The sequence below is a fragment of the Pseudomonas sp. PS01300 genome (assembly GCF_029960155.1).
GTDB classification, from domain to species: domain Bacteria; phylum Pseudomonadota; class Gammaproteobacteria; order Pseudomonadales; family Pseudomonadaceae; genus Aquipseudomonas; species Aquipseudomonas palmensis.
Map to the genome: position 1 here is coordinate 32054 of NZ_JASCPN010000005.1, position 15052 is coordinate 47105.

9 protein-coding genes and 1 pseudogene are annotated in these 15052 nt (G+C 66.1%); 8 read left to right on the forward strand and 2 right to left on the reverse strand.

Features of this window, described 5'->3' with window-relative positions; translation table 11 throughout:
- Positions 1 to 3 precede the first annotated feature (3 nt).
- Genes QMX96_RS04295 through QMX96_RS04325 form a run of 7 tightly spaced genes read left to right on the forward strand, consistent with a single transcriptional unit; the run spans position 4 to position 12262 of the window.
- Positions 4 to 3540 (forward strand): alpha/beta fold hydrolase, encoded by a 3537-nt coding sequence (locus QMX96_RS04295; protein WP_282361218.1) that lies wholly within the window; start codon positions 4 to 6, stop codon positions 3538 to 3540.
- Positions 3537 to 5027 carry an NAD(P)-binding domain-containing protein gene (locus QMX96_RS04300; protein WP_282361219.1) on the forward strand — a complete coding sequence of 497 codons (1491 nt, stop codon included), beginning with the start codon at positions 3537 to 3539 and terminating at the stop codon, positions 5025 to 5027. The genes QMX96_RS04295 and QMX96_RS04300 overlap by 4 nt, the downstream gene beginning before the upstream one ends.
- Complete coding sequence (locus QMX96_RS04305; RefSeq protein ID WP_282361220.1) at positions 5015 to 7675, forward strand: beta-ketoacyl synthase N-terminal-like domain-containing protein; 2661 nt, start codon at positions 5015 to 5017, stop codon at positions 7673 to 7675. The genes QMX96_RS04300 and QMX96_RS04305 overlap by 13 nt, the downstream gene beginning before the upstream one ends.
- On the forward strand, positions 7672 to 9489 hold the full coding sequence (fabD, locus tag QMX96_RS04310; protein WP_282361221.1) for an ACP S-malonyltransferase: 1818 nt from the start codon (positions 7672 to 7674) through the stop codon (positions 9487 to 9489). Before QMX96_RS04305 ends, fabD begins: the two co-directional genes overlap by 4 nt.
- Positions 9486 to 9749 carry an acyl carrier protein gene (locus QMX96_RS04315; RefSeq protein ID WP_043860793.1) on the forward strand — a complete coding sequence of 88 codons (264 nt, stop codon included), beginning with the start codon at positions 9486 to 9488 and terminating at the stop codon, positions 9747 to 9749. Before fabD ends, QMX96_RS04315 begins: the two co-directional genes overlap by 4 nt.
- Positions 9742 to 11472, forward strand: a complete 1731-nt coding sequence (locus tag QMX96_RS04320) for a fatty acyl-AMP ligase (RefSeq protein WP_282361222.1) — start codon at positions 9742 to 9744, stop codon at positions 11470 to 11472. The genes QMX96_RS04315 and QMX96_RS04320 overlap by 8 nt, the downstream gene beginning before the upstream one ends.
- On the forward strand, positions 11459 to 12262 hold the full coding sequence (locus tag QMX96_RS04325) for an alpha/beta fold hydrolase (protein ID WP_282361223.1): 804 nt from the start codon (positions 11459 to 11461) through the stop codon (positions 12260 to 12262). The genes QMX96_RS04320 and QMX96_RS04325 overlap by 14 nt, the downstream gene beginning before the upstream one ends.
- On the opposite strand, the gene QMX96_RS04330 is transcribed toward QMX96_RS04325, so the two are convergent.
- Both QMX96_RS04330 and QMX96_RS04340 read right to left on the reverse strand, forming a co-directional pair.
- Complete coding sequence (locus tag QMX96_RS04330) at positions 12252 to 12542, reverse strand: DUF3077 domain-containing protein (protein WP_282361224.1); 291 nt, start codon at positions 12540 to 12542, stop codon at positions 12252 to 12254. The two genes, QMX96_RS04325 and QMX96_RS04330, sit on opposite strands and share 11 nt — an antisense overlap.
- A 776-nt stretch (positions 12543 to 13318) precedes the next feature.
- On the reverse strand, positions 13319 to 13684 hold the full coding sequence (locus QMX96_RS04340; RefSeq protein WP_123752376.1) for a DUF2388 domain-containing protein: 366 nt from the start codon (positions 13682 to 13684) through the stop codon (positions 13319 to 13321).
- 202 nt (positions 13685 to 13886) lie between these two features.
- On the opposite strand from QMX96_RS04340, the pseudogene QMX96_RS04345 reads away from it, so the two are divergent.
- Positions 13887 to 15019, forward strand: a pseudogene (locus tag QMX96_RS04345) (IS3 family transposase).
- The last annotated feature ends 33 nt before the right edge of the window (positions 15020 to 15052 follow it).

The window sequence follows — 15052 nt, forward strand, 5'->3', positions numbered from 1 at the left end:
ACCATGAACCAACCGACCCACCTGCCCCTGACGGGCGACCCGGATGCCGGCGCGCTGAGTGCGCGCCAGGCGCTGCTGCTGCTCGACAGCCTGGATGCCGGCGCCGCGCCGCCGCTGGAGCAGCGCCTGCTGGAGGACCTGCGCGATCTGCTGCTGGGCGTGCTGAAGATAGACCCGGCGGACTTTTCGCCCACGCGTGCATTGATGGACTATGGCCTGGACTCCATCGCCTCCACCGAAATCGGCACGCTGTTCACCCAGCGCTTCGGCATCAGCGTGCCACCGACGGTGTTCTTCGAATTCCAGAACCTGCAGAGCTTCTGCGGCTACCTGCTGGCCAACCATCACGGGCAGTTGCTCGAGCATTACGGCGACAGCGCGCCCTTGCCCGCCCCCGCACCGGTTGTGGCTGCGGCGCCACCGATGGCGCAGGTGGTTGCGCCCGTGGCTGCCGGCGCAGTGGCCACACCCGCTACACAAGGCCCCTTGAGCATCGAAGCGCTGTGGCAACGCTATGAGCACCTCCCCCCCGCTGCCCCGGCGGTGGTCCAGGGCACGCGAGCGAGCAACGAGTACGAGCCCAGCCAGGCCCTGCTCGACGAACAGCTCCGCCTGTGCCAGCAGGCCACGCGAGTGCAGATCCACCGACCCGGCGCGCCGCGCCTGGAATGCGCGACCTATGGCAGCGGCACGCCGGTGCTGATGCTGGGCGGGCTGGTGATGCAGTACGACGTGATGTGGCGCCTGCAACTGCAGGCGCTGGGGCGCGGGCACCGGTTAGTCATGCTGCACCTGCCCGGCTGCGGCGAGGCCGAGCTGCCGCCTGCGTTCGACATTGCGCACCTGGTGGCCGATATCGTGGTGCTGCTGGATCAGCTGGGTATCGACCAGCCGCTGCCGGTGATCGGCTATTCGTTCGGCGGCGTGCTGGCCCAGGCCTTTGCCCTGGCCCACCCGCACCGCTGCGCAGGGCTGTGCATCAGCGTCAGTTCGCCGTTCAGCGAAGGCGCGTCGAACTTCCCGGTACTGATGGGCGAGCTGCAGAAAAGCCCGCGCTTCATGACCCTCAACCGCGGATGGAACATGGCAGCGCTGCCGGCCTACCAGCAGGTGATCGGCGACTTCGACCTGCGCCCGCAGTTGGGCAACCTGCACTGCCCGTGCAGGATCATCTGCGCCAGCGACGATGCCTATCAGCCGCCGGCCTATTCGGCGCTGATCGCCAACGCCGTGCCGCATGCCGAACTGATCGAGGTGCAGGGCGCCGGGCACCTGCTGGGCTTTACCCATCACCAACGCTACAACCAGTTGCTGCTGGAGTTCCTGCACAACCTGCCAACCCCCGAAGGCCCGGCCCGGCGCCCCGTGCCCCCGGTGTTTCAGCCGGCCACCGCGCACACCCTGCAGACGCTGGAAGACTACGTGCGCCAGGGCGAACAGGGCCACTGCGCGATCCTGTCGGCGCCCGCCGCGCAGACCGCCCTGCTGCTCAATCACCTGGCCAAGCGCGGCAAGCGCGAGCCTGCCGATTACCGCAGCTACTTCATGACTTCGCTGGAGGAAGCCCTGGATGCGGCCCTGCGCCTGGCCCGCCACCATGCACGCAACCGCACCCCCGACGGCCAGGGCGAACTGCTGCTGATCGACGACAGCGGCTACTGGGCGCGCTACTTCAACCCGCTGCAGCGCGCCGATGCCAGTGCGCTGGTACCCGGCATCCGGGTGGTGGCGAGCCTTGCCCAGGCGCTGGCCTACCAGCGCCAGCATGGGCCCGAGCAACTGGCGGCGGTGGCCTGCATCCAGGCCGCCGACGCCAACGCCGAGGCCTGCGATGCCTGGCTGCGCGAGCTGGCCGGCAGCGGCATTCTCAGCCTGGTGGTGGAGCCAACCCGGCAGGCCGGGCACTGGCCATTGCTGGCGCTGTGCGAAAGCCCCGACCTGATCGTGCTGGGCGAGGGCCTGAGCGGGTTCCAGGCGCCGCTTGGCGCCTGCCTGGTACATGAACGGGTGAAGAACCCGTGGCTGATGACGCCCAACGAAAGCTATGTGCGCCATGTGATGAGCAACTTCGGCCTGCCGTTCAAGCTGGCCTTCGAGCACCTGATGGCGCAGTTCGCCGCCGGGCTGAGCGTGGATGAACAACGCGAACTGCGCCGTATCGCCAGCAGCAGCGAAGCGACCTACCAGGCGCACCTGTGCTACGGCAACCGCGGTTACGCGAAGATCGCCCGCATGCACGGCTTCGATGGGCGCTTCCACGAGGCTCGCGGGGTGCGCTCACGGCTGATGCACGATGGCGAACCCTCGCGGGAAATCATCGACTGCTTCGTCAACGTGGGCACCTGCCCGCGCGGCCTCAATCCGCTGGATGTGATCGAGCAGGTCGCGCGCCAGCACGACACCCGGCGCGACTACTGGGGCGAGCTGCAAGGCCTGCTGCAGCACAGCACCGGCCTGCCGATGGCGCTGCCGGCCTCCAGCAACGTCACCGCCGTGGAGGCCGCGCTGACCCTCGGCCTGCTGGCGGCCAGGGGCGAACGTCACAAACTGCTGTGCTTGAGCGGCGGGCTGGGGTTCTCGATGCTCAGCGCCGCGGCTTCGCACACGCTGGGCTTCGATATCTTCCGCGCGCCGTTCGAGCCACTGCATGCGCATACCGTGTTCATCGACCCGCTGGCCGAAGACGCCGAGGCGCAGTTGCAGGGCCACCTGCTGAGCGGCGAAATCGCCCTGGTGTGGTTCGAGACGATCCAGGTCGATGCCAATGCCTCGCGCCCGGTGCCGCCCCACCTGATCGCGATGATCGAGCGCCATCGCGACGCCGGCGGCTACCTGGTGGGCATCGACGAAACCCAGACCAACCTGATGACCGGGCGCTTTCTGCACAGCCAGGCACAGGTGCCGCAGCCGGATATCGTGGCACTGGGCAGCGCGCTGTGCGACAGCCTGCTGCCGATGGGCGTGGTGCTGTGCAGCGAGGCCGTGACCCAGGCTGGCGCCCAGCGACAATCGCAGCGCGTGGCCGACCTGCAGGGGCGCGGCATCAGCCAGCTGAGCGCGCACCTGGCGCTGAACTGCCTGCAGGCACTGGAGCGCGAGGGTGCGCTGGCCCATGCGCGAACGCAGGGGGAGTACTTCCACCAGCGCCTGCTGGAGCTGCAGCGGGCGTTCCCGCTGATTCGCGCGGTGCGCGCCGAGGGCCTGCTGCTGACGGTGGAGCTGGAGCTGGCCGGCACCCCGGCGTTTGTCGAGCGCAGCTTCGGCTACCTGCTGTGGGGCAGCCTGCTGCGCGACCCCGAAGGCGGGGTGGCGGCAGCCGTGTGCCCGATCCACAACCACTGCCTGCGCTACCTGCCGCCGCTGAACATCGACCGCGACAGCATCGACCTGATGGTCGCCAACCTGCGCCGGGCCCTGGCCCGGGGCGTGGACGGCGTGCTGCAGGACTGCGCCGAACACAACCGGCACCTGGGCGATACGCGCACTGCGCAGTTTCTGTCGAGCCTCACCCACCCTAAAAAAAAAGGACCCAACCTGTGACTGAGCACACTCGCGTCAACTCGCCAAGCCACGCCGCACCGGGTGTGGCCGCCATTCGCCCGCTGACCGGGCCAGGCCCCAGGGTGTGCATCGTCGGCGCCGGGGTCGGCGGCCTGTCGATGGCCCGCGCGCTCAAGCGCAAGCACATTGCCTTCGACTGCTTCGACAAGCGCGACCGCATCGGCGGTATCTGGGCCTTCGACCACACGGGCGAGCACACTTCGGTGTGGCACAGCATGAACATGAACACGCCCAAGGGCCTGTACCAGTTCAGCGACTTCCCCATGCCGTCGCATTACCCGGACTTCCCCTCGCACCGCCAGGTGCATGCGTACCTGGACAGCTTCGTCGAGCACTTCGCGCTGCGCGACAGCATTCACCTGGAGTGCCCGGTGCAGCACACCGAGCGCCTGGCCGACGGCACCTGGCGGGTGACCCTGGGCTCGGGCGAAGTACGCCACTACGACGCGCTGGTGGTCGCCAACGGGCACCACAACACGCCCAACCTGCCGGACTACGCAGCCACTGCCCGGATCGACAGCATCCACTCCAAGCACTATCGCTATCGCCACCCCTACCAGGACAAGACCGTGATGGTGGTGGGCGTGGGCAACAGCGGCGCGCAGATTGCCGTGGACGTGAGCCACGATGCACGCATGACCTACCTGTCGCTGCGCCGTGGGGTGTACGTGCTGCCGCACTACCTGTTCGGCATTCGCGTGGACAAGGTGATGGGCCCACTCAACGACTGGTGGGTGAAGAAGCTTCTGCCCTACCCGCTGACCGGGCTGATGTTCACCGGCCTGTACAAGCTGCTGATCGCCAAGCGCAAGCAACTGGGCATGCCCAAGCCCGACCACCTGATGATGTCGAGCCTGCCGACGCTGTCGGAGAACTTCGCCAACCGCGTGGGCGACGGCAAGCTCAAGGTGGTGCCGCAGGTGCAGCGCATCGACGGCAACACCGTGCACTTCGTGGATGACAGCAGCCTGGAAGTGGACGCGGTGATCTACGCCACGGGCTATCACACCGACTTCCCGTTCTTGCCCCAGAGCCTGTTGCAGATCGAGGAAAACCGCATTCCGCTGTACCAGCGGATCTTTTTGCCCGAGGTGCCGAACCTTGCCTTCATCGGCGTGTTCCAGGCCGTGACCTGGGGCTTTCTGGACATGATGGAGCGCCAGGCCGAGGTGGCCGCCGACTACTTTGCCGGTGCGTACCAGCGCCCCGGTGCCGAGGCCGAGCGCGCGCACATTGCCGCCGAGCGCAAGGTGATCGAGCGCGAGTTCCTGGCCACCCCACGCAACAACTACGAGATGCACGGCCCCACCTACCTGCACTACCTGGCCAAGGAGCTGCGCCAGGGCCGCGAGCGGGCCCAGGCCGGCAATCGCCAGAGCCCGTTGCTGAGCATCGCCCACACCTATGACGCCAGCAGCGCCGCACACCACGTCCAAGAGCGGGAGCCGGTCTCATGCCCGTCGTGACGCCGGTCGCCGTGGTCGGCATGAGCGCTCGCCTGCCGGGGGCGCCAGACCTGCGCGCGTTCTGGCAGCTGTTGCGCGAAGGCCGCGATGCGGTCGGCCAGGTGCCGGCCGAGCGCTGGAACTGGCGCGACCACGACAGCGCGCTGACCCCCGGGGAAGAGACCACCTACTGCCAGCGCGGCGGCTTCATGCCCTGGGTCGACCGCTTCGACGGGCGCTTTTTCGGCATTCTGCCCCGCGAAGCGCAAGGCATGGACCCGCAGCAACGGCTGTTCTTGCAGGCGGCCTGGGCGGCGCTGGAAGATGCCGGCTACGCGCCGGGCCAGCTGGCCAAACGGCGGGTGGGGGTGTTCGTGGGCGTGGGCCATGCCGACTACCCCACGCTGATGCGCCGCGACGGCGTGCCCAGTGATGCCTGGCGCGGCACCGGCATTGCGCTGACGGCCATCGCCAACCGGGTGTCGTACTGCCTGGACCTGCACGGCCCCAGCGAGGCCATCGACACCGCCTGCTCCAGCTCGCTGGTGGCACTGCACCGTGCCCGGCAGGCACTGCAGGACGGTGAATGCGAGCTGGCGATCGTGGGCGGGGTCAACCTGCTGCTGGGGCCGGAGCTGTTCATCGCCTTCGGCAAGGCCGGCATGCTCAGCCATGCCGGACATTGCCAGACCTTCGCTGCCAGTGCCGACGGCTATGTACGCGGCGAAGGGGTGGCCGCGCTGGTGCTTGCGCCGCTGGCGGCAGCCCAGGCCAACGGCGACTTCATCTACGGCCAGGTGTGCGCCAGCGCGCAGAACCACGGCGGCCGTGCCCACAGTTTTACCGCGCCCAACCCCAAGGCGCAGACCGAGGTGATCACCCGGGCCTGGCAGCAGAGCGGCCATTGCCCCAGCCAGGCGCGGATGATCGAGACCCACGGCACCGGCACGCCGCTGGGTGACCCGATTGAAATCAATGCGCTGAAGAACGCCCTGCCCACGACCGAGGCCGGCACGCCCATCGCACTGGGCGCGCTCAAGAGCCAGATCGGCCACCTGGAAGCCGCGGCCGGGATTGCCTCGGTGATCAAGAGCCTGCTGTGCCTGCAGCATCGCCAGGTGGTGGGCAACCTGCACCATGACGCGCTCAACCCGCAGATCGAGCTGGCGGGCAGCCCGTTCTATCTGCCCGATGCCACGCATTCCATGGGCGAACAGGATGCACCGCTGCTGGCCGGGGTGAGCGCGTTCGGGTTTGGCGGGGTGAATGCGCATGTGGTGCTCAAGGCTGCCGACAGGGGGAGCGACAGCCCTGGCGTGCCCGACGGCCAGCCGTATCTGGTGCTGCTGTCGGCCAAGGATGAAGACGGCCTGCGCGCCCGTGCGCGGCAGTTGCTGGCGGCCTTTGGCGAGCCCTTGCCCGATGCCGGCGGCGCGCTGCGCCAGGCGCTGGACGAACGTCTGCGCGACCTGCTGGGGCTGATGCCAGGCAACGGTGTGGCCACCCGGCTTGCCGAGCTGAAGATGGACGCCGAGGATTTTGTAGGTTGCCTGGAGCAGGCGCTGGACGCCCTGCAACTGGACGTACCCATCGATGCATGGCGCGGTGCGGTAAGCCTTGAAGAGGTGGTGGAGCGGCTGGTGGGCGAAGCGGCGGTGCAGCCTGAAGAGGCGGCACGGCTGGAGAGCTTGAATGCGTTGCCGGGCGGCCTGTCGGCCAGCCTTGCGGCCATCGCCCGCAGCCTGCAGGAGGGGCGCGATGCGATGGTGCGGCGGCTGGCGGTGGTGGTCGATGGTCGCGAGGCGTTGTTCGAACAGCTGCGGGCGTATCTGGGGTCGTCTGATTGCCCCTCGGATACCCGGTGGCACAGCGCTGATGGGCTGACCGGCAAACCGGCGCCGGAGGCAGGCAGTGGCCGGGCCGACCGTGCACTGCTCGAGCAATGGGCTGCGCATTGGGTGGCCGGCAAAGTGCCGAGCCCGGGCTGGGCCACGCTGTATGGCGACGAACCGCGGCCACACAAGTATCCCTTGCCGGCCTACCCTTGGCGGCTGGAGCGGGTGTGGTACAGCGCAGCCGTCGCAGCACCTGCGCCGGCCACGCCGGTACAGGCGTGGCTCGAGTGCTGGGCGCCTGGCGCGGCGCCGCCGGGTTCATGCATGGTGCTGGCCGCCCTGGTGGACCATGTGGCCCAGCCAAGCAGCGTGCTGCACTGGCACGATGTGTGTTTTGGCCCGCCGGTTACCCTTGCGGCAAGCGACACGCTGCACTTTACCCGCGCCCCACGGCATTGGCAGGTGAGTGTGCACGGGCAGGTAATGCTGCAGGTCGAGACCGCGGCTGCGGTTGCTGCCCCGCCCGTGTTGCAGGCGTTGCCCGTCACGGCAGAGGGTGTGCAGGCGACACTGCCCCAGGGGCTGGACGGCTACCGGCTGTGGGCTGCGCTGTTGACCCACCTGAGCACGACGGCGGGCACCAGCCTGCCCTATCGCGTTCGCACGCTGACGCTTGATCCCCAGGCGTTGCGAGACGCGCGGCAGCTGAGTGTCGAGCGCCAGGGCATGACCTTCGATGTGGCCCTGTGCACGGCCGATGGCCGCTGCGCACTGCGCCTGGCGGGCATGCAGATGCGCGCCTTCGACCTTGTGCGCCAGCAGGTGAGCGCATGAAGGCGTGGTTGTTCCAGGGCCAGGGCAGCCAGCGCAAGGGCATGGGCGCGGCGTTGTTCGCGCGTTTTCCCGCGCTGGTGGCCGAAGCCGATGCGGTGCTGGGTTACTCGATCGAGCGTCTGTGCCTGGAAGACCCCGAGCAGCAGTTGAACCTCACCACCTTCACCCAGCCGGCCATCTATGTGGTGTCGTGGCTTGGCTACCTGGCGGCACGTGAGGATGGCGTCGTTGCCAGCGTTGCGGCCGGGCACAGCGTGGGTGAGTACGCGGCGCTGACCGCTGCCGGCGCGCTGGACTTCAGCCTGGGCCTGCGCATCGTCATCGAGCGGGCGCGGTTGATGGCCCAGGTGCAGGGCGGCGGGCTGGTGGCGGTGCTAGGCCAGGATCGGCAGCAGGTGCAGGCACTGCTGGACGAACGGCCGGATGCAGGCCTGGCCATCGCCAATATCAACAGCCCCACACAGATCATCGTAGGGGGCACGCTGGCAGCCCTTGAACAGTTGCTGGAGCACTGCACAGCGCAGGGGATTCGGGCCATTGCGCTGAAGGTGAGCGGGCCCTTTCATACCGCGCACATGGCCGCTGTGGAGCAACCGTTTCGGGAGTTTCTGCAACGCATGAACGGAGCGTTTCGCGAACCGGCATTCCCGGTGATCGCCAACGTGCACGCGCGCCCGCATACCCGCGACGGGCTGGTGGAGGCACTGTCCACACACCTGACCCACCCGGTGCAATGGCAGCAGGTGATCGAGCGGATGCTGGCCGAGGGCGTCGAGGATTTTATCGAGATCGGCCAGCCTGCGATTCTGGGCGGGATGCTCAAGGCTGTTCGTGAGCAGCCTGCCATTGAGCGGTCGAATGCCCCTGCGCGCCCTGTGCTGGTGATTGCGCCTGACGCCCCCGCGCTGCTGAGCGAACTGGCACGCCACGGGGCCATTGGGCTGATCGACAGTCACGGCCTGGACAAGAAACAGTTGAAGGCCCGTGTGTTGCGCCTGAATGCCGAGCCGCAGGTGGGCGGCCGTTTCGGTATCCGCCTGCATGGCCGCGCTGACCCGGCACTGATTGATTGGCTGGCGGACCAGACACTGGCCTGCATCGAGGTGCCGGCCCACTGGCAGCCCCTGCGTGAGCGCTGCCCTGGAGTGCGGTGGCAGGTGCGGGTCGAGTGCATCGATGAGCTGGAGGCTGACGCCGATGCGCTGGTGATTGCTGCCGATACACACCTGCCCCTGCTGCTGGCAGCGCTGGCCCGGCGCAAGCCTTGCGGGCCGAAGATCGGCGCCAGCGGCCTGATCGGCAGCCCTGCCAGCGCCCAGGCGATGTTCGATATGGGGGTGGATTTCGTGGTGTGCGGCAGCGTGTTTCTGCTGGGCAGCGAGGCCGGCCTGCCCGTCGAGCGTCAGCAGCAGCTTGCCGGCATGACACAGGCCGAGCATCGCCCGTTGACGGACTGGCGCTACCCCGAGTTCGCCAGCCGCACGCCCGGCTATGTGCTCGACAGGTTGCGCAACGAACAGGCCGAGGCGATGCAGGCCTTCTACCTCAGCGACAGCGGCGGCGATCAGGCCGCCCTGCGCGACCGCCTTGGCGACGCTGCCAACCCCGCGACCCAAGCCACCTGCGCACGCCGCGCACTGCAGGCCCACATGCTCGCCGGCCTCAACCAATGGCAACAGCCGGGCGATGCCTCGCTGTGGCTGTTCAATCACTGGCGCCAGCGCTGCCGGCCCGAGCTGCCCATTCCCATGCCCACGGAGCAATTGCTCAACCTGCTCTGCCCTCCCCTCTGCCCTTCAAGGACAACGCCATGACCCTGGTCGAGACGCTGCAAACGCGCATCAGCGAATTCATCTGCTGTGAAATGGACCTGCCGCCCGAGGACATCGACCTGGATACGCCCCTGGGTGCGTTCGGGCTGGGCTCGCTGGCGGGCATGAAACTGATCGGCAGCCTGGAGCAGCAGTTTGGCTTGCGCCTGTCGCCGACCCTGGTGTTCGAGCACCCGACCATCGCCGAATTGGCCCTCGCCATCGCGGCGATTGCCGCCCGTGGGGAGGCCGCGCATGTTTGACAAGAGCTGCCTGAGCCCACAGGAACTGGCCAGTGCCACCGGCCTGCTGGCGGTGCACGATAGCCTGGCGCTGCGCGCCTGGGTGCACCCGCACAAGGTGCTGTTCACCCTGCTCGACGACCAGGGGGAAGAACAGCAGCAGGTCAGCTACCAGCAGTTGCTGGGGCGGGCCAACGCCATCGCCCGCCAGTTGCAGGCCGTGAGTGAGCCGGGTGATCGCGTGGCGCTGTTCTTCCCGCAGGGCCTGGACTTTATCGCAAGCTTTCTGGCCTGCCTGATCGCCGACCGCATCGCCGTCCCCGTCAACCTGCCGAACCGGCGCCGGGTGGAGCGTTGCCTGAGCATTCTGCATGACAGCGGCAGCTGCCTGCTGCTGGTGGCCGCAAGCGAACAGGCAATGCTGCAGCAGGCATTTGCCGGCACCCCGGCGGCGGCGCTGGCGATGCTGAGCCCTACTGACGATTGCGACGCACCGTTGACGTTCGCCCGGCCTGCGGAGCGTGACCCACAGCGCGTCGCCTTCTTGCAGTACACCTCCGGCTCCACCTCGGCGCCCAAGGGCGTGAGGGTGAGCCACGCCAACATCACTGCCAACCTGCGCATGATGCGCGACAGCTGGGCGCTGGACCACACCAGCGACTTCGTCACCTGGCAGCCGCACCACCATGACATGGGCCTGATACTCGGGCAGCTGCTGCCCATCGTGTTGGGCAACCACACGGTGATCATGGCGCCGGCGACCTTCGTACGTCAGCCGCTGATCTGGCTGCAGGCCATTGCGCGGTACAAGGTGCGGTTGGCCGGGGGGCCGAACTTTGCCTACAACCTGGCGGTGGAGCGTTACGACGCCGAACGCCTGCAGGGCCTGGACCTGTCCCACTGGACCCACGCCCTCAACGGCGCCGACGTGGTTCGCCCGGCAAGCCTTGCGCGCTTTGCGCAGCAGTATGCGGGGCATGGCTTCAGGGCCAGCGCGTTTGTGCCGTGCTATGGGCTGGCGGAGGCAACGCTGTTCGTGAGCGGCGGGCCGCAGGGGCGGCCGGTATGCTCGGTGGTGGTGCCCGTGGATGCGGGGGCACCGCAGAAGCTGGTGGGGTGTGGCGAGCCATCGTGGGAGGTGGAAATCGCGATCGTCGACCCGGCCAGCCGACAGCGCTGCACGCCTGGGCACATCGGCGAAATCTGGCTACGCGGGCCGAACATTGCACAGGGCTACTGGCAGAACCCGGCGGCGACCGAGGCGGGTTTCAAAGCGCGGATCGACGATGGCAGCCCCCTGGATTACCTGCGCACCGGCGACCTGGGTTTTGTCGGCCCCGACGACCGCCAGCTGTACGTGTGTGGCCGGCTCAAGGACCTGATCATCTGCGAGGGCCGCAACCTGCACCCCGAAGACATCGAGTACACCGTGATCGAAGCCCTGGACGAGGTGCGCCCGCAGAGTTGCGCGGTGTTCAGCCACGACAACGAGCAGCAGCGCCAGACCCTGGTGGCGGCCATCGAACTGAACCGCGAGATCAAGCGCTGGCTGCAGGACAACCCGCGTCAGCTCAAGGCGGTGGTGCGCAGCGCGGTGGTGGACCAGCACGGCATCACCCTCAACCGCATCGTGTTCGTGCAGCCCACCAGCATGCACAAGACCACCAGCGGCAAGATCCAGCGCGCGAAGATGCGCCAGTTGTACCTGACGAGCGAGCTGGACCTGTTCGATGAAACCCGCTGAGCCGCTGGTGCAGTGGCTGGCAGACGCCGAAGCGCCGGTCAGCCTGGTCTGCTTTCACTGCGCGGGCGGCAGCGCGCAGAGCTTCTTTGCGTGGAAGCAGGCGGCGGCTGGGGTATGCGAGTTGTACGCCGTGGAACTGCCGGGGCGCAGCCGGCGCTTGCGCGAGCCGTTCGCCCGCTCGGTAACGGAGGTGGCCGCGGCGTTTGCCGAGCAGTGCCAGGCGTTGCCTGACAAGCCGCTGGTGCTGTTCGGGCACAGCTTGGGCGCCCTGCTCGCCTACGAGACTGCGCGGGTGTTGCTGGCGCAGGGGGTGCGCAAGCCCGTGCACCTGCTGGTGTCTTCTCGCCAGAGCCCGGACTGGCTGCCCGTGTGCGCTGGCCTGCCAGCACTCAATGACCAGGCCTTGCGCGATTACCTGGCGAACCTTGCCGGCACGCCACGGGAGGTGCTGGCGAACCAGGCGATGATGGACCTGGCGGTGCCGATACTGCAGGCCGACCTGGAGTTGATTCTGGGGTATCGCCACACGCATGTGCGCGGCCTGGACATCACGGTGGATGCGTTTGGCGGTATGGGTGACGAGCAGGTGCGCTTTGAATCGCTGGCTTGTTGGCAGCGCGTGACCGAGGGTGGCTTCAGCTTGCGCATGATCGAGGGCGGGCACTTTGCGGTGATGCAGCAGCCGCAGGTGGTGATGGCGCGGGTGCGGGTGATCGGTGACGGCCTTGCAGCGACCGAGGGGCAGCATCGGCGCCCTCGCCCGCTGCTGTGCGGGGTGACTAGTCGGTGAGCATGGCGTGAGCCACGTCCTCGACCAGGGCTTTTGACATGCCGCTGAGGCAGTGCGCGGCCCAGATCAGCGAGGTGTCCTGCTGGGTGCCGGCTTGCAGGGTGAGCTTGTACACGCAGCTCATCAGCGCGGCGGCTTGTTCCAGCGCGAACTGCGCATTGTGGCCGGGTTGCACGCGGAACAGCCGGTCGGCGTTGGAGCCTGCTTCGCCTTCGCCGAAGGTGCCGACGCCGATGGTTTTGACCGCGTTTGTGGCGGGTGCAATCGAATCCTTGTCCATCCAAAATGCTCCTGCAGCGTTGCCAATTTCAGGAGGTGTGGGGGCTCTACAGGCGCCGCATAACCTTGTAGGCGCTGGCCTTGCCAGCGAATGCAGACACCGCCGTAGCCGAATGCACACCACAAAACCCTGTAGGAGCGGGCTTGACCCGCGAACGACCGCTACGCGGTCGCATAGCACCCAAGCCCCCTCCTACCCCATCAGTGAACAGCCTGAACCCGACTCAACGCCACCTCCACCAACCCCCGCGCGTGCTCTATCTCATGCACGGCCGCCAGGCTGAGCATCTGCTGGGGGGCTTGGGAATGAAGTAGCACCGCGTGCTGCGATACGGTCTGTGCGCAGAGCAGGTATTCGGAGAGTTGAATGAGGATATCTTCGAGGGTTTGGGGGTGTGGTGGGGTGGGTCTGGGACGATCTTGAGTATGATGAACCTCTAGAGTCGATGAGGCTGCTACAGACCTGCTGTCAAACAAGAAGGTGGCAGCGGTACGCGGGTTGACAGACCGAGGACTCTAGAACTCGGCGCACACGAGTGTGCCCCACGTACAGCCGCCATAAAGGGTGCACGTGCGCCAAGAGTCAGGGACGGCCTGTCAAAGCCGGTCGTTGATGAGCAACGACGCGGAGGAGACTAGAGCGCTGACTGGGCCGGCGCAATGGCTGGCGTGCGGCGGGAGTATGATTGGGAAAGAGCCTACAGGGAATAGGGAAAGGCTGAGGTTTGGATGTAACGGATTGCAAATTCGTTGTGAGAAATGCGCTTTAGCAGGACTTTAGTTCGCTGGTTGATAGGCCAGGATCGCCTTCGCCAGTTGCATCTCGTCCTCAGTAGTTTCCGTGCTTGCGGGCCGCAGCGCTGACAAGGCAGCTTGCAACTCCACGCCCAGAATGGCGCCGTCGCTTGCCACGTAGGCCGCCGCGTCATTGCGGGCGTCTACGATTTTTTTATCCTGGTTTTTGCTGCTATTTCGGCTGCTGGCCTCCGCGTCCTCGGTCAGGGTCACGGGAAACAGCGTCACGGCCAGAGACGAGGTAACGATTACTCCGAGGAACGTGGGTTCTACGGCGCGGCCATCCCCCGCCAAGGCGGGCAGAGAGCAGGAAAAACCGAGCACTATTGCCGCTAGTAAATGACGCACCTACTCGCTCCATGCGTTAGACCGATCATCAAAATCGAAATGTGCGCGCATTCTGGCGGAGTATCGTCTGGAGGAGAAGTGCTACTCGCAAATGCCGAGCTCGGCATTTGCTGGGAAGTCCGGAATGACTTGCTGCGTCATATGGACTGCCCCCGGCACCGTAGACATCTCCAGCCTATGCTTTGAGCATAGGAGGAAGTCTATGAGCACCCAACGATTCACGCCGGAATTCAAGGCTGAGGCCGTCAGGCAAGTCATTGAGCGCGGATACTCCGTTGCGCAAACAGCCGAGCGCCTCGGCGTGTCGCCCCACAGCCTCTACAAATGGGTCAAAGCCGTGACGCCTGACAAAACCGAGAAACAGGCCAGCGAGTTGCTTGAAGCCAAAAGTGAGATTTTACGGCTGCGAGCCCAAATGCGACGTTTGGAAGAAGAGCGCGACATATTAAAAAAGCAGCGCGGTACTTCGCCAGGGAACCCGAGTGAAATACCGCTTCATGAACGAGCACCGACATCAATACGCGATCACTACGCTGTGTCGAGTGTTGAAAGTTGCTCGTGCCGGGTTCTATCAATGGCTACACAAGCCTGTTTCTGATCGCGAAAAAGAGAATGGTCGGCTGTTAGGGCTGATCCGCGACTCCTATGCGGCCAGTCGAGGTGTGTATGGCGCACGGAGGGTGTTTTCTGACTTGCGCGAGGCTGGAGAAAGTTGCGGCAAGCACCGTGTCGCGGCATTGATGCGCACCAATAAAATCAAGGCGCTCAGAGGCTATAAAGCCCCGCGCGCAATCAAAGGCAGACCATCGATCATTGCCCCCAATCATCTCAACCGGGCCTTCACTGTCGATGCCCCTAATAAGGCTTGGGTGACCGATATCACTTACATCCGAACGTGGCAGGGTGGTTATATCTGGCCGTCGTACTGGATCTGTATGCTCGCAAGGTGGTCGGCTGGTCAATGAAGCCAACGCTGGGCAGGGAGCTGGCATTGGATGCGTTGCTCATGGCGGTATAGCGCCGTAAACCCAAAGCCAGAGTCATCGTGCATTCGGATCAAGGGAGCCAATATGGCAGCGATGACTGGAAACGTTTTTGTCTGGCCAACCACCTCGAGCCGAGTATGAGCCGGCGAGGAAACTGCTGGGACAATGCGGTGGCGGAGTCTTTTTCAGCAGCCTGAAAAAAGAGCGTATCCGTAAGCGGATCTACAAAACCCGGGACATGGCCCGGGCTGACGTATTTGATTACATTGAAGCGGTTTACAACCGAACGCGCCGTCACAGCTACTTGGGCTGCGTCAGTCCTGAGGCCTTTGAAAGAGCCTCACTTTGAGGCTGGAAAATGTCTATGGGGGCGGGGGCAGTC